We start from the raw sequence: 14,940 nt of genomic DNA on the forward strand, positions 1-14,940 counted from the left end.
GCTCAGTCTTCCTCGTCGGCCAGTTCCTCGCCGTGGGTGCCCGGGCGCGGCGCCCACGGCAGCTCCTTCGCCGGGCGTACGACGATGAGCCGGTCGCCGCGCGCGAGCAGGGACACCACGGGGTCGAAGTAGCGGTAGACCTTCTCGTCGCGGATGACCGCGATGACCTGGTCGGGCAGCCGCTGGGGCTGCTTGCCGACCTCGGCGACGAGCAGGTCGCGCTCGGCGACCTCGAGGCCCTCGCCATAGGTCATCAGGTCCTCCATCACCGAGCCGAGCATCGGCGACATCGACGACAGGCCGAGCAGTCGCCCGACGGCGTCGGAGGAGGTGATGACCGAGTTGGCACCCGACTGGCGCATCAGCGGGACGTTCTCCTGCTCGCGCACCGACGCCACGATCCACGCGTCGGGGTTGATCTGGCGCACGGTGAGGGTGACGAGCACGTTGGAGTCGTCGCGGTCGGTGGTGATGATGACGTGGGTCGCCTTCTCCACCCCGGCCTGGCGCAGCACCCCGCGGCGGGTGGCGTCGCCGACGATGGCCACGAGCCGGTCGCGATTGGCCTCCTCGACGGGCACGGGCTCGGGGTCGACGACCACGATCGACCTGCGGTCGTAGCCGTTGCTGACGAGGGTGTCGATCGCGCTGCGGCCCTTGGTGCCGTAGCCGACGACGACGACGTGCTGGTCCATCTTCTTGTTCCTCCACCGGGAGACCCGGAACATCTCGCGTCCCTGCGAGGCGAGGACCTCGAGGGTGGTGCCGATCAGCAGCACCAGGAAGGCGATGCGGGCAGGGGTGATCACCAGCGCGTTGACCAGCCGGGCCTGCTCCGACTCCGGTGCGATGTCGCCGTAGCCGGTCGTGCTGAGCGTGACGGTCGTGTAGTAGAACGCGTCGAGCAGCGTCAGGTCGCGGCCGGGGTGCGCGTTGTCGCTGTAGCCCTCGCGGTCGAGGTAGACGAGCAGCATGGTGCCGAACAGGATCCCGGCCGCCAGCAGGATCCGGCGGCCGAGCTCCCACCAGGGAGAGCGTTCGGTCTCCGGGAGGGAGACCCGGCCGACGCCGGGCTCCACGCTGTCAGCAGACACGATCAGGAGTCTCGCACGCTCCTCCGCTCCCGCAGTCGCTGCACCATCTCGAGCCGCGCGCGCGTCGTGCTCTTCTGCGGGTAGACGGTGTCGAACGCCGCGTTGACCGCCGCCCCGATGAGCACGGCGAGGGCCAGCAGGTAGAGCCACAGCAGCACGGCGATCGGCGCCGCCAGCGGCCCGTAGATCGACCGCGACTCCGCGGCGGTGACGGTGAGCACCCAGCGCAGCGTGTAGGACCCGGCGATCCAGCAGAACAGCGCGAAGACCGCGCCGGGCAGGTTGAAGCTCCAGTTGGTCCGCACCGGGACCGACACGTGGTAGAGCGTGGCGAGGAAGCAGATGCACACCGCGAGCACGACGGGCCAGTAGAGGCTGTTGACGAAGTCGAGGCGCTCGGGCACCACCCGGTCGACCAGGCTCGGGCCGGCGACGACGAGCGGGATGCTCACCGCGCCGGTCACCATCGCGAGGACGTAGAGCACGAACGACAGCGCGCGGGTGGCGACGATCCCCCGGTGCCCGCCGAGGCCGTGCATGATCGTGATGGTGTCGACGAAGACGTTGAGCGCGCGCGAGCCCGACCACAGCGCCAGGATGAACCCGATCGAGATCACGTCGTAGCGCCCGCCGTCGAGGACCTGGTCGATCGTCGGGCGGATGATCGTGTCGACGGCCCTCTCGGTCAGGCCCTGCCGCGACATCTCGAGGACGGCGTTGCGCACGTCCTCCACCTGGGTGTCGGTGAACCGCTCGCTGACGAAGCCGACCGCGCCCGCGAGGGCGAAGATCAGGGGCGGCACCGACAGCACCGCGAAGAACGCCGCCTCCGCGGCCAGGCCGGTGACCCGCTGCCGCAGGCACGAGCCGACGCTCGTGACGATGATGCGCCACAGCTGCTCCCGCCACCGGCGGAGGAGGACCTCGACGCGGCGCCGGACAGGGGTGTCCTCCCGCGCCTCGACCATGTGACCACGCTATCGAGCCGGCCCGCCCGGTCGCCGGACCCGCGCGGCGGTTCCGCCTCCGACGTGACCGACCCCTCGAGGCGGGACGCGAAGGGCCCTACCGTGGCCCCATGAGCGACCGCCCCACCGTCGACGCCCGCACCGCGACCAACCAGGCGCCGCCCCTCGTCGGGCACAACGTGGTCACCTCCGACCTCGCCCTCACCGAGGCGCTCGCCCGCCACGGCGCCGCCGGACTGGTCGACGAGCTCGCCCCGCTGGGGGCCGAGGCCGGCACCGCCGAGGCGCGCGAGCACGGCATGCTCGCCAACCGCCACCACCCCGAGCTCGTGCCGTACGACCGCTGGGGCAACCGGATCGACGAGGTCTCCTTCCACCCGTCGTGGCACTGGCTGATGGAGCGGGCCGTCGGCCACGGCCTGCAGGCCGCCCCGTGGGAGCAGCAGGAGGCCGGCGACCCGCACGCCCACCTGCGTCGCGCCGCCGGGTTCTACGCGTGGTCGCAGACCGAGCCCGGCCACGGGTGCCCGATCTCGATGACGTACGCCGCCGTGCCGGCGCTGCGGGCCGACGAGGCGGTCGCGAAGGAGTGGACGCCGCTGCTCGCCTCCCGCTCCTATGACCCGGGCGTGCGCAGCCGGTCCACCAAGACCGGGGCGCTGGCCGGGATGGGGATGACGGAGAAGCAGGGCGGCTCCGACGTGCGGGCCAACCAGACCCGGGCGACCCCGACCGCCGAGGACGGGTGGTACCGCCTCGACGGCCACAAGTGGTTCACCTCCGCGCCGATGAACGACGTCTTCCTGGTCCTCGCGCAGGCCGAGGGCGGCCTGACCTGCTTCGTCGTGCCGCGCGTGCTGGACGACGGCACCCGCAACCGGATCGACGTGGTGCGGCTCAAGGACAAGCTCGGCAACCGGTCCAACGCCTCGAGCGAGCTCGAGCTCGCGGGCACGCTGGCCCAGCGCCTGGGCGACGAGGGCCGCGGGGTGCGGACCATCATCGAGATGGTGGCCGCGACCAGGCTCGACTGCGTGCTCGGCTCGGCGGCGCTCATGCGCCACGCGCTGGCCGAGGCGTCCTGGCACGTCGCGCACCGCTCGGCCTTCGGCCGGCTGCTGGCCGACGCGCCCCTCATGCAGAACGTCGTGGCCGACCTCGCCGTCGAGTCGGAGGCGGCCACCGCGCTCGCGATGCGCCTCGCCGCGGCCGTCGACCGGCCCGACGACCCGCACGAGGTGGCGTTGCGCCGCATCGCGCTCCCGCTGGCGAAGTTCTGGGTGTGCAAGCGCACCCCGGCGATGGTGGCCGAGGCCCTGGAGTGCCTCGGCGGCAACGGCTACGTCGAGGACTCCGGGCTGCCGCTGATGTTCCGGGAGTCGCCGCTCAACTCCGTCTGGGAGGGCTCGGGCAACGTCAACGCGCTCGACGTGCTCCGTGCCCTGGGCCGCGAGCCCGAGGTGCTCCAGGCCTGGATCACGGAGGTGGGTGCGGCACGCGGCGGCGACAGCCGGCTCGACCGGGCGGTCGACGACACCTTCGCCCTGCTCGGCGAGGCCGCAGGTGCCGAGGCGGGCGCGCGGCGGCTGGCCGGCCAGATGGCCGCCTGCCTCCAGGGCTCCCTCCTGGTGCGCTTCGCGCCGGGCGAGGTGGCCGACGCCTTCTGCGGCAGCCGGTTCGGGACGTCGTACGGCGGCACGTTCGGGATGCTGGAGAGCGGCTCTCTCCGCGCTGTTGTCCAGCGGGCCACCCCGGTGCTGTGACAGGCTCGTCGCGCGCACCGTCCGGACCCGCCCGTCGGTGCGCCTGAGCCGGGTCCGCGCGCGGAGCGTGTGCACATCGGGAGGGGGAGGCCATGTCGGCCAAGGGCAGCACGTTGTTCACCGTCGGGACCCTGCTGCGCCACGCGCAGGACGCCGGCGCCGCCGTGCGGCTCCTCGTCCAGGGCACGTGGCTCGAGGGCCGCATCGTCGGCGCGGACGGCCACGGGGTGGTGCTCGACGACGGCAACGCCCAGCAGGCGCTCGTCCGCCTCGACGCGATCGTGGCGGTCAGCTTCTCCCGCTCCGACATCGACGACCCTGAGGGCAAGGACAGCACGGACGGCGAGGACGGCAAGGACGCGCGGGCGCACGGGCGTCGCCGCCGCGACCCGATCGAGGCGGGACCGGTCGGCGGCTGACCTCGCCGCGCGGGTGCTCCTCAGCCCAGCGCCGCGCCGACCACCTGGCGGGCCTCCTCCTGCACCTGCGCGAGGTGCTCGGGCCCGCGGAACGACTCGGCGTAGATCTTGTAGACGTCCTCGGTGCCGCTGGGCCGCGCCGCGAACCAGGCCGACTCGGTCGTCACCTTGAGCCCGCCGATCTTGGCCCCGTTGCCGGGCGCCTCGGTGAGCTTGCCGGTGATCGGCTCGCCCGCGAGCTCGGTCGCGGCCACGTCGTCGGGGGTCAGGGCGGCCAGCCGGGCCTTCTGCTCGCGGTCGGCGGGCGCGTCGATGCGGGCGTACGCCGGGTCGCCGTGGCGCTCGACCAGCTGGGCGTAGTGCTGGCTGGGCGTGCGGCCGGTCGCGCCGAGGATCTCGCTCGCCAGGAGCGCCAGCACGATGCCGTCCTTGTCGGTGGTCCAGGTGGAGCCGTCGCGCCGCAGGAACGAGGCCCCCGCAGACTCCTCTCCCCCGAACCCGAACGACCCGTCCATCAGGCCCGGCACGAACCACTTGAAGCCCACGGGCACCTCGACGAGCGGCGCGCCGATCGACGCAGCGACCCGGTCGATCATCGAGCTCGAGACCAGCGTCTTGCCGATCCGGGCGCCGTCGGGCCAGCCGGGACGTGCCCCGCCGAAGAGGTGGGCGATGGCGACCGCGAGGAAGTGGTTGGGGTTCATCAGGCCCGCGTCGGGGGTCACGATGCCGTGCCGGTCGGCGTCGGCGTCGTTGCCCGTGGCGATGGCGTACTCGTCCTTGCGGCCCACCAGCGACGCCATCGCGTAGGGCGAGGAGCAGTCCATGCGGATCTTGCCGTCCCAGTCGAGCGTCATGAAGCGCCAGGTCGGGTCGACCAGCGGGTTGACCACCGTCAGGTCGAGCCGGTGCCGCTCGGCGATCTCGCCCCAGTAGGCCACGCTCGCCCCGCCGAGCGGGTCGGCGCCGATCCGCACGCCCGCGTCGCGGACCACGTCGAGGTCGAGCACGCTGGGCAGGTCGTCGACGTAGGTGCCCAGGAAGTCGTAGGGCTCGGCCGCGGCACGCGCCTTGGCGAACGCCACCCGGCGCACGCCCGCGATGTTGCCGCGGATCAGCTCGTTGGCGCGGGCGGCGATCACGCTCGTGGCGTCGGAGTCGGCCGGGCCGCCGTGGGGCGGGTTGTACTTGAAGCCGCCGTCCTGGGGCGGGTTGTGCGAGGGGGTGACCACGATGCCGTCGGCGAGCCCCGGGCCGGTCGTACGCCCGTGGTTGGCCCGGATGATCGCGTGGCTGACCGCCGGGGTCGGGGTGAAGCCGTCGCGGTCGTCGACCAGCACGGTCACGTCGTTGGCGACCAGCACCTCCAGCGCCGTGGCCCACGCCGGCTCGGACAGCGCATGGGTGTCGCGTCCCATGAACAGCGGCCCGTCGTAGCCCTGCTCGCGGCGGTAGTCGCAGATCGCCTGCGTGGTCGCGGCGATGTGCACCTCGTTGAACGAGGTGGCGAGCGACGTGCCGCGGTGCCCGCTGGTGCCGAAGGCGACCTGCTGCGACACCTCGTCGGGGTCGGGCTCGAGGTCGAAGTAGGCCGTCACGAGGTGGGAGACGTCCACCAGGTCCTCCGTGCGGGCGGGCTGTCCGGCTCTCTCGTGGGTGGCCATGGCCCCATCTTGCTGGGTCCGGCGAGCCCCGTCGAGAAAGCCCCCGTCCTCGTGTCGATTCCGGCAGTCTGGACCCGTCAGAGGGGTGAGGCCGCAGCCGCGGCCCACGACACGAAGGAGCCACCGGCGATGAGCCGATACCTGATCCTGCTGCCCGCGCCCGAGGCGGAGTGGGACGACCTGCCGCCCGAGGAGCACGAGAAGGGGCACCGCTCGCACGGCGAGTTCCACCGCGACCTCGAGGCCGAGGGGCACACCCTCGTCACCGGCGGACCGCTCGAGCCGTCCGTGCTGGCGACCTCCATGCGCCCGGACGGGGCCGGGGGCGCGCTGGTCACCGACGGTCCGTTCAGCGAGACCACCGAGCAGGTGGTCGGCTTCTACCTCGTCGAGTCCACCGACGAGACGGCGCTGCGCGCCACCTGTGAGCGGTTCGCCGCGCGTGGCGAGCACATCGAGTTCCGCCGGATGGCGGAGTGAAGGAGACCGGCATGACCGACTACATCGTCCTGCTCCTGGGCGACACCGAGGCGTGGTGGGACACGCCCGAGGAGGAGAAGAAGGCGACCTACGCGGTGCACGGCCGCTTCACCGCCGAGCTCGAGCGCCGCGGCCACACGATCATCGGCGGGGCCGAGCTCCCCCGCGCGTCCGAGGCGAAGTCGCTGGCACCGCACTCCGACACCGTCATCGACGGTCCGTTCACCGAGTCCACCGAGCAGCTGGGCGGCTACTACGAGGTGCGCACCGACGACCTCGACGACCTGATGCAGGTCTGCGCGATCCTCTCGGCCACCGGCGACGCCGTCGAGGTGCACCGCAAGATCACCGAGCAGCCCTCGTGAGCCGCTACGTGCTGTTCATCGCCTACGAGTCCTCGGAGTGGGACGCCGCGAGCGAGGAGGTCCGCGAGTCCTACTACCGCGACCACGACGCGTTCTCCGCCTTCGTGGCCGAGCACGGCACCGAGCACGCCTCGGGTGCCCTCGCCGACGCCGACCGGGCGACGACGGTGCGCCACCGCGGTGGCACCCGCGACGGCGAGGTCGTCGTGACCGAGGGCCCGTTCGCCGAGACCGCCGAGCAGCTGGGCGGCTACTACGACGTGGAGCTGCCCGACCTCGACCACGCCGTCCGGGCCGCGGCGCTGCTACCGGCCACCTACTCGGTCGAGATCCGACCCACCATCACCATCGGCTGACCGCTGCGACGACACGCTGCGACGACAAGGAGAGGACGAGAGATGAAGTACCTGGTGCTGTTGATGGACGACGGCGACGAGAAGCCGTGGGACGAGCAGACGGACGACGAGAAGGCCGCCACGATGGCGAAGTTCGGCGAGTTCGACGCGGCCTGCGCGGCGCGCGACGGCGTGGAGATCCTCGCCGGCGAGGCGCTCGCCGGCCCGGAGGCGGCGACCACCGTCCGCCCGCGCGGCGGCCGGCTGCAGGTGAGCGAGGGCCCCTTCGCCGAGGCGGTCGAGGCGATGGGTGGCTTCTACCTGATCGAGGCGCCCGACCTCGACGTGCTCCTCGAGGTGCTCGCGGCCCTGCCCGCCTACGACCTGCACGTGCAGCCCGCGGTGGACATGGGCTGAGCGCCCCGATGACCCTCCCCCAGGACGCCCTCGCCGAGGTCGTGCGCGAGGAGTGGGGCCGCCTGGTGGCCCTGCTCCTCGCGCAGTTCCGGCGCCTCGACCTCGTCGAGGACGCGTTGGGCGACGCCGTCGAGGCGGCCAGCCGCACCTGGCCGTTCGACGGCGTCCCCGCCAACCCGCCCGCCTGGCTGATGACGGCCGCCCGACGCCGGGTGATCGACCGGCTGCGCACCGAGGACGTGGCCCGCCGCAAGGAGCAGCTGCTGCTCGTCGACGCCGAGCACCACCAGATGGGAGCACGCACGATGGCCGACGCGGGGACCCACGTCGAGGACGACGTGCTGCGCCTGGTGCTGATGTGCGCGCACCCGGCGCTGTCGCCGGAGGCGGCCAGCGCCCTCAGCCTCCGGCTGGTGCTGGGCGTGCCGACCCCCGACATCGCGCGGCTCTTCCTCGTGCCGGAGCCGACGATGGCCGCGCGGATCACCCGGGCCAAGAAGCGCATCGTGGGGGCCGGCATCCCCTTCGCGGTCCCCGACGCCTCCGTGCTGCCGGACCGGATGGACATGGTCGCGCAGACCGCCTACCTCGCCTTCACCGCCGGCTACGCCCCCGGCACCGGTCCCGACCTGCTGCGCGCCGACCAGTCCGGCGAGGCGATCAGGCTGGTGCGGGTGGTGCTCGGCCTGCGTCCCGGCGAGCCCGCGCTCGTCGCGCTGCTCGCGCTGATGCTGCTGCAGCACTCGCGGCGCGACGCCCGGGTGCGCGACGGGCGGCTGGTGCTGCTCGCCGACCAGGACCGCGGCCGCTGGCACCACGACGACATCGCCGAGGCGACACGCCTCCTCGCCCACCCCGACCTGACGGGCCCGCTGACCGCGCTGGCGGCGTCCTACGTCCTGCAGGCGCGCATCGCCGCCGAGCACGCCACCGCGCCCAGCACCGAGGACACCCGCTGGGACCGCGTCCTGCACCTCTACGACCTGCTGCTGCAGGTGGCGCCGTCGCCCTCGGCCCGGCTTGCGCGCGCGGTCGCGGTCGCCGAGCAGCACGGCCCGGCCGCGGGGCTCGAGGCGCTCGAGGGCCTGGAGATCCCGGCCAGCCACCGTCCGGCCGCGGTGCGTGCCGAGCTGCTCTCCCGCGCCGGCGAGACCGACGCGGCGCGGGCGGCGTACGACCAGGCCATCGCCGCCTGCCGCAACGAGGTCGAGCTGGCGTTCCTCGTGGCCCAGCGCGAGGCGCTCTAGCCCTCCGGGACCGGCTGCTGCTTGGCGAGGACGGTGAGTCCGTCGTCGACGACGAACCCGCGTGCGCGGTCAGCGTCGTGGTCGACGCCGATCTGGACGCCGGGCGGCACGATGACGCCCTTGTCGATGATCGCGTTGCGCACGACCGCTCCCTCGCCGACCCACACGCCGTCCATCAGCACCGAGTCCGACACCTCCGCACCGTCCTTGACCCACACGGCCGGCGAGAGCACCGACCGGTTGACCCGGCCGCCGCTGACCACGACGCCCGGCGACAGGATCGAGTTGAAGGTCGACACCCGCGAGCCGCTCGCGCCCTCGACCAGCTTGGCCGGCGGGTGCGGGCCGTAGCTGGTGTAGATCGGCCACGCGGTGTTGTAGAGGTTGAAGACGGGCAGCGGCGAGACGAGGTCCATGTGGGCGTCGTAGTAGGAGCGCATCGTGCCGACGTCGCGCCAGTAGCCGCGGTCGCGGTCGGTCGCGCCGGGGACCTCGTTGTCCCTGTAGTCGTAGACCGCCGACTCCGACTTGTCGACGAACCACGGCACGATGTCGCCGCCCATGTCGTGCTTGGACTGGTCGCGGTCGGCGTCGCGGGTCACGGCATCGCGCAGCGCGTCGGCGTCGAAGACGTAGTTGCCCATGCTCGCCAGCACCTCGTCGGGCGCGTCGGGCAGGCCGACGGGGTCGGTCGGCTTCTCGAGGAACGCGCGGATCCGCGACGGGCTCGCGGGGTCGACGTCGATCACGCCGAACTGGTCGGCCAGGCCGATCGGCTGGCGGATCGCCGCCACCGTGCACCCCGCGCCGGACTCGACGTGGTCGGCGACCATCTGGGCGAAGTCCATGCGGTAGACGTGGTCGGCGCCCACCACGACCACGATGTCGGGCCGCTCGTCGGTGAGCAGGTTGAGCGACTGGTAGATCGCGTCGGCGCTGCCGAGGTACCACCGCTTGCCGACGCGCTGCTGCGCGGGCACCGGGGTGACGTAGTTGCCCAGTAGGTTGGACATCCGCCAGGTCGTGGTGACGTGCCGGTCGAGGCTGTGCGACTTGTACTGGGTCAGCACGACGACCTTGAGGTAGCCGGAGCTGACGACGTTGGACAGCGCGAAGTCGATCAGCCGGTAGATGCCGCCGAACGGGACGGCGGGCTTGGCTCGGTCGGCCGTCAGCGGCATCAGACGCTTGCCCTCACCCCCGGCGAGCACGACGGCGAGGACCTTCTTGCGCGCGGGCGTGATGGCCATGCACCGAAACTAGCCCTCCGCGGGGGCGCGGTCGACCACCCGCGGGGGCTACCTTCACGTCATGCGCATCGACGTCCTGAGCAGGGAGTACCCACCGGAGGTCTACGGCGGCGCCGGGGTGCACGTCGCCGAGCTGGTCCGAGCGCTGCGGGTGCTGCCCGACGTCGACGCCCGGGTGCGCTGCTTCGGCGCGCCCCGCTCCGAGCCCGGCACGACGGCGTACGCCGAGCCCGAGTCGCTCGCCGGGGCCAACCCCGCCATCCGCACGCTCGGCGTCGACCTCGCGATGGTCGACGACTGCGCCGGGGCCGACCTGGTCCACTCGCACACCTGGTACGCCAACATGGCCGGCCACCTCGCCGGGCTGATGCACGGCATCCCCCACGTCGTCAGCGCCCACTCGCTCGAGCCGATGCGGCCGTGGAAGGCCGAGCAGCTCGGCGGCGGCTACGCGCTGTCGAGCTGGGTCGAGCAGACGGCGTACGAAGGAGCGGCGGGCATCGTCGCGGTCAGCGCGGCGATGCGCGACGACGTGCTGCGCAGCTATCCGGCCGTCGACCCCGACCAGGTGCACGTCGTGCACAACGGCATCGACACCACGGAGTGGGCGCCGCTCGACGACCCCCGCCGGGTGCGCGAGCTGGGCGTCGACCCCGACCGGCCGAGCGTGGTCTTCGTCGGACGGATCACCCGGCAGAAGGGCCTGCCGCTGTTCCTGCGGGCGGCCGCCGCGCTGCCGCCCGACGTGCAGCTGGTGCTGTGCGCCGGCGCGCCCGACACCCCCGAGATCGAGGCCGAGGTGCGAGGGCTGGTCGAGGACCTCGCCGCCACCCGCTCGGGTGTCGTGTGGATCCCCGAGATGCTCCCCCGCACCGACGTCGTGGCGCTGCTGACCGCGGCGACCGTGTTCGCGTGCCCGTCGATCTACGAGCCGCTCGGCATCGTCAACCTCGAGGCGATGGCCTGCGAGACCGCCGTGGTCGCCACCGCGACCGGCGGCATCCCCGAGGTCGTGGTCGACGGGGAGACCGGCTGGCTGGTGCCGATCGAGCAGGCCACCGACGGCACCGGCACCCCGCTCGACCCCGAGCGCTACGTCGCCGACCTCGCCGCCGCGCTCACCGACGCCGTCAGCGACCCGGACCGCGCCCGCGCCTTCGGCGTCGCCGGCCGTCGCCGAGCCGAGGACCACTTCAGCTGGGGCTCCATCGCCACCCGCACGCTCGAGCTGTACCGCTCGCTGACCTGACTCCAGTCGAGTCGGCGCCTCCTGACCGCCAGATCGGGTCGAGTCGGCGAGTCCTGACCGCCAGATCGGGTCGAGTCGGCGCATCCTGACCGTCGTTCCGCTCGAGCTGGCATGTCGAGGGCGTGAGGACGAGCCCACTCGACCCCGCCTGAGCGTCACAACGAGCCCACTCGACCCCGCCTGAGCGTCACGACGAGCCGACTCGACCCGCCCGAGCGTCACGACGAGCCCACTCGACCCGGCCTGAGCGTCACAACGCGCCCACTCGACCCGGCCTGAGCGTCACAACGCGCCCACTCGACCCGGCCTGAGCGTCACAACGCGCCCACTCGACCACGCCTGAGCGTCACAACGCGCCCACTCGACCACGCCTGAGCGTCACGACGCGCCCACTCGACCCCGCCTGAGCGCTACAACGAGCCCACTCGACCCCGAGCGTCACGACGAGGCGAGCGGTCAGCTGAGGACGAGGCCCGGGTAGAGCGGGTGCTTGTCGAGCATCTCGGCCGACCGCTTGGTGACCCGGTCGGCGACGCCGTCGTCGAGGACGTACGACGCCTTGCTGGGCGCGCCGGCCTTGGTGGTGCCGGCCGTGGTGTTGGACAGGACGTCGACGATCAGCTCGGCGACGGTGTCGAACTCGTCGTGGCCGAAGCCGCGAGTGGTCAGGGCGGGGGTGCCGAGCCGGACGCCGGAGGTGTACCAGGCGCCGTTGCGGTCGGCGGGCACCGAGTTGCGGTTGGTGACCACGCCTGCCTCGAGGAGCGCGGACTCGGCCTGGCGGCCGGTGAGGCCGTAGGACGACACGTCGAGCAGCACGAGGTGGTTGTCGGTGCCGCCGGTGACGAGCGTGGCGCCGCGAGTGAGGAACCCGTCGGCCAGCGACTTGGCGTTGTCGGCGATGCGCTGCGCGTAGTCCTGGAAGTCGGTGGTGCGCGCCTCGGCGAACGCGACGGCCTTGGCCGCCATCACGTGCGACAGCGGGCCGCCGAGCACCATGGGGCAGCCGCGGTCAACGTCGGCGGCGAACTCCTGCTGCGCCAGCACCATGCCGCCGCGGGGGCCGCGCAGCGACTTGTGGGTCGTGGTGGTGGTGATGTGGGCGTAGGGGACGGGGTCCTCCTCGCCGGTGAACACCTTGCCGGCCACCAGGCCGGCGAAGTGGGCCATGTCGACCATCAGCACGGCGCCGACCTCGTCGGCGATCTCGCGCATCTTGGCGAAGTTGACCCGGCGCGGGTAGGCGGAGTAGCCGGCGACGAGCACCAGCGGCTTGAACTCGCGCGCCTTGGCCGCGACGGCGTCGTAGTCGAGCAGCCCGGTCTCCGGGTCGGTGCCGTACTGCTGCTGGTGGAACATCTTGCCACTGATGTTGGGCCGGAAGCCGTGGGTGAGGTGGCCGCCGGCGTCGAGCGACATGCCGAGCAGCCGCTGGTTGCCGAACTCGTGGCGCAGCTGCTCCCAGTCGGACTCGCTGAGCTCGTTGACGTTCTTGGCCTGCATCTTCTCCAGGTAGGGCGTCTCCACCTTGTTGGCCAGGATCGACCAGAACGCGACGAGGTTGGCGTCGATGCCGGAGTGGGGCTGCACGTAGGCGTAGGGCGCGCCGAACAGCTCGCGGGCGTGCTCGGCGGCCAGCGACTCGACGGTGTCGACGTTCTGGCAGCCGGCGTAGAAGCGGTGGCCGACGGTGCCCTCGGCGTACTTGTCGCTGAACCAGGTGCCCATCGTGAGCAGCACAGCGGGCGAGGCGTAGTTCTCCGAGGCGATCAGCTTGAGGGAGGCGCGCTGGTCGGCGAGCTCCTGCCGGGTGGCCTCCGCGATGCGGGGTTCGACCGAGGCGATGACCTCGAGAGCCTGGGAGTACGCACTGCTGATCAGGGAGTCCGTCATGGCGACAGCCTAGAGCCCGACCGCGGCCGGATGGCGGCCACCCGCGCGCGCTGGACACCGGCGGACGGGAACCCCGGTGGCGGGTCGTGCGTTGGACCCGCATGCCCCTCCCCTCCCCGACCGACCAGGCCGAGCGGCTCGTCCACCTCGGCGTCGACGAGCTCTCCGGGACCGCCCCCGACCGGCTGCGCGAGGTGGCCGCGCACGCGCCGGCGGGCGCGCTCCTGGTGACGTCGGCCCCGGCCTCGGCGCTGGCCCCGCTGCTGCGCCGGGCCGACCGCGACGGCTTCGTCGTCGAGGACATGACCGACGTCGACGCGTTCGCCCCCGTCGAGGAGGTGCCGCCGACGCCGTACGTCGTCGTCGGGCTCGACCGCGGCGACGCCTTCCTCGGGCGCACCCCCGCCGAGTCGGTGCCCGAGATCCTCGCCGCGGGCCGCTCGCCCCTCACCCTCGCCGAGGGCCTGCACTGGGTGCTGCCGGAGCCCGGCGTGCTGGAGCGCAACGCCTGCTTCATGACGCCCGGCTCGCGCCTGCGTCGGACAACGGCTCGTACGACGCCCGCGCGCCCGCCCTGTGGATCGGCAACGGCACCGGCCGCGACGGCGCCGAACGCCGCGGCGCGACCAAGCTGGGCTGGTGCTGGTGGGGCAACCACCACACCTGGCTCAGTGTCGCCTCGTGCGCGGGCCGCGGCTGACTGATCGACGACCCTCCGGCGTACCTGCGCCGCGGCATCGTCAACCTCGCTAGGACGGGAGGCCTGTGCGCACGGGGCGCTGTGGGACGGCTTTCCTGGTTGCTCGTACGCGCCGGCTGGTGGCGTCAGCGCCGGTCAGCAGATGTTCTTGTCGGTGATGGCTTCGCCGCACACGACGTAGGACCAGGTGACCGGGAGTGTGAACTGACGACCTCCGGCTTCGTAGTTCACGTCCACGCCGTCAATCAGGGCTCCGCTGCTCCCTGTCTCGACAGTCGTGATGATCTCGGTGAACGGCTCGCTCTTGCCCGACCCGCACAGAGACTCGTCGAACCGTGCTCCTTCGACTTCGGTGAGTGACTGCCAGCGAAGCTCGCCGCGCTCACGCAGCTCGAGGGGGGTGCCGAGCTGCGACCCGACCGGAGCCCAGTCGATGTCTGGCCCTTCGCGCTGCTCCGGAACGGGCACCGTGCGTAACGCGAAGTCCACGTTCCCCGCGCCTTGGGTGATGTGGGGTTCGGCCCCGAGGAGCGTCACGGGCTCCGTGGTGCAGATGATCAGGCTCCCGAACGTCGCGCTCCAGCGGGGCCCAGCGTCAGGTGGGCGATCCACGCTGACGCCGCCAGAGCCTAGTGTCGTGGAAAGTGGTCCGGTCGAGCTGGGTTCTTGCTCTTGCCCTTCCTCAGGTTCGGAGCAGGCCACGAAGGCGAGCACGCTCAGGCTGAGCACGAGGGGCGCGAGCCTCCTGGTCGGGCGTAAGCGCGTCGTGCTGGGTGGTCTCGTCGCCATGGGCGGGCCTTCCGGTTCGGGTCTCGGCGTCGAAGCCGCGCGAGGTGGTCGCGTTGCAGCGGGTCGGGGCGGCGCGCGGCGCCTCCTCCAGGAGACGCCGCGCGCCCGATCGTTTCGCTACGACGATTCAACGCCCAGCTTGCTGGTGAAGCGAGACATCACCGTGCCCGCCCGGGGGTAGTCGACCAAGCCGCCGCACCCGGCCTCTTCTCGCGACCACCAGTGTGACCTGGGTCGCACCCGGACCCGGAGCCCGGCGGGGCCGCCCGCCGCACGTCTCACATCGTGGCGCTTCATCTCGCATAGC

15 protein-coding genes and 1 pseudogene are annotated in these 14,940 nt (G+C 72.5%); 10 read left to right on the forward strand and 6 right to left on the reverse strand.

All coding sequences use genetic code 11. The features are described from left to right. Positions 1-2: 2 nt before the first annotated feature. Together AC4H2S_RS11385 and AC4H2S_RS11390 are read right to left on the reverse strand one after the other, a co-directional pair. Positions 3-1,094 (reverse strand): potassium channel family protein, encoded by a 1,092-nt coding sequence (locus tag AC4H2S_RS11385; RefSeq protein ID WP_491497095.1) that lies wholly within the window; start codon positions 1,092-1,094, stop codon positions 3-5. 2 nt (positions 1,095-1,096) lie between these two features. Next, positions 1,097-2,062: a YihY/virulence factor BrkB family protein gene (locus AC4H2S_RS11390; RefSeq protein WP_491497096.1), complete on the reverse strand. Its 966-nt coding sequence runs from the start codon at positions 2,060-2,062 to the stop codon at positions 1,097-1,099. A 110-nt stretch (positions 2,063-2,172) separates the two neighbouring features. Between AC4H2S_RS11390 and AC4H2S_RS11395 the strand changes: the two genes are divergently transcribed. Together AC4H2S_RS11395 and AC4H2S_RS11400 are read left to right on the forward strand one after the other, a co-directional pair. Beyond that, positions 2,173-3,825, forward strand: a complete 1,653-nt coding sequence (locus AC4H2S_RS11395; protein WP_491497097.1) for an acyl-CoA dehydrogenase family protein — start codon at positions 2,173-2,175, stop codon at positions 3,823-3,825. A gap of 92 nt (positions 3,826-3,917) precedes the next feature. After that, on the forward strand, positions 3,918-4,244 hold the full coding sequence (locus tag AC4H2S_RS11400; RefSeq protein ID WP_491497098.1) for a hypothetical protein: 327 nt from the start codon (positions 3,918-3,920) through the stop codon (positions 4,242-4,244). 20 nt (positions 4,245-4,264) lie between these two features. Here the strand turns inward: AC4H2S_RS11400 and pgm are convergent, their stop codons facing one another. Beyond that, the gene (gene pgm / locus AC4H2S_RS11405; RefSeq protein ID WP_491497099.1) at positions 4,265-5,908 is read right to left on the reverse strand and encodes a phosphoglucomutase (alpha-D-glucose-1,6-bisphosphate-dependent); all 1,644 of its coding nucleotides are present in this window, start codon (positions 5,906-5,908) and stop codon (positions 4,265-4,267) included. Positions 5,909-6,037: 129 nt separating this feature from the next. On the opposite strand from pgm, the gene AC4H2S_RS11410 reads away from it, so the two are divergent. Genes AC4H2S_RS11410 through AC4H2S_RS11430 form a run of 5 tightly spaced genes read left to right on the forward strand, consistent with a single transcriptional unit; the run spans position 6,038 to position 8,752 of the window. Next, a complete protein-coding gene (locus tag AC4H2S_RS11410) occupies positions 6,038-6,388 on the forward strand; it encodes a YciI family protein (protein ID WP_491497100.1) in 351 nt (116 codons plus the stop codon). Between the two features lie 11 nt (positions 6,389-6,399). Further along, positions 6,400-6,753, forward strand: a complete 354-nt coding sequence (locus AC4H2S_RS11415; protein WP_491497101.1) for a YciI family protein — start codon at positions 6,400-6,402, stop codon at positions 6,751-6,753. Continuing rightward, positions 6,750-7,109 (forward strand): YciI family protein, encoded by a 360-nt coding sequence (locus tag AC4H2S_RS11420; protein WP_491497102.1) that lies wholly within the window; start codon positions 6,750-6,752, stop codon positions 7,107-7,109. Before AC4H2S_RS11415 ends, AC4H2S_RS11420 begins: the two co-directional genes overlap by 4 nt. Before the next feature lie 42 nt (positions 7,110-7,151). Beyond that, on the forward strand, positions 7,152-7,505 hold the full coding sequence (locus AC4H2S_RS11425; protein ID WP_491497103.1) for a YciI family protein: 354 nt from the start codon (positions 7,152-7,154) through the stop codon (positions 7,503-7,505). 8 nt (positions 7,506-7,513) lie between these two features. Beyond that, entirely contained in the window at positions 7,514-8,752 is a 1,239-nt protein-coding gene (locus AC4H2S_RS11430; RefSeq protein ID WP_491497104.1) for an RNA polymerase sigma factor, read from the forward strand. On the opposite strand, the gene glgC is transcribed toward AC4H2S_RS11430, so the two are convergent. Further along, a complete protein-coding gene (gene glgC / locus AC4H2S_RS11435; protein WP_491497371.1) occupies positions 8,749-9,996 on the reverse strand; it encodes a glucose-1-phosphate adenylyltransferase in 1,248 nt (415 codons plus the stop codon). The genes AC4H2S_RS11430 and glgC overlap by 4 nt on opposite strands. A gap of 67 nt (positions 9,997-10,063) precedes the next feature. On the opposite strand from glgC, the gene glgA reads away from it, so the two are divergent. Continuing rightward, complete coding sequence (glgA, locus tag AC4H2S_RS11440) at positions 10,064-11,251, forward strand: glycogen synthase (RefSeq protein WP_491497105.1); 1,188 nt, start codon at positions 10,064-10,066, stop codon at positions 11,249-11,251. 456 nt (positions 11,252-11,707) lie between these two features. On the opposite strand, the gene AC4H2S_RS11445 is transcribed toward glgA, so the two are convergent. Continuing rightward, entirely contained in the window at positions 11,708-13,144 is a 1,437-nt protein-coding gene (locus tag AC4H2S_RS11445) for a glycine hydroxymethyltransferase (RefSeq protein ID WP_491497106.1), read from the reverse strand. Between the two features lie 101 nt (positions 13,145-13,245). On the opposite strand from AC4H2S_RS11445, the pseudogene AC4H2S_RS11450 reads away from it, so the two are divergent. Together AC4H2S_RS11450 and AC4H2S_RS11455 are read left to right on the forward strand one after the other, a co-directional pair. Next, positions 13,246-13,665 (forward strand): annotated as a pseudogene (locus tag AC4H2S_RS11450) (DUF5701 family protein); the annotation flags it as partial. A 59-nt stretch (positions 13,666-13,724) separates the two neighbouring features. Further along, entirely contained in the window at positions 13,725-13,844 is a 120-nt protein-coding gene (locus AC4H2S_RS11455; protein WP_491497372.1) for a DUF5701 family protein, read from the forward strand. A gap of 135 nt (positions 13,845-13,979) precedes the next feature. Here AC4H2S_RS11455 and AC4H2S_RS11460 read toward each other — a convergent pair whose 3' ends face one another. Next, entirely contained in the window at positions 13,980-14,381 is a 402-nt protein-coding gene (locus AC4H2S_RS11460; RefSeq protein WP_491497107.1) for a hypothetical protein, read from the reverse strand. Positions 14,382-14,940: the final 559 nt, after the last annotated feature.

This window comes from Nocardioides sp. Z13_37, assembly GCF_058355585.1.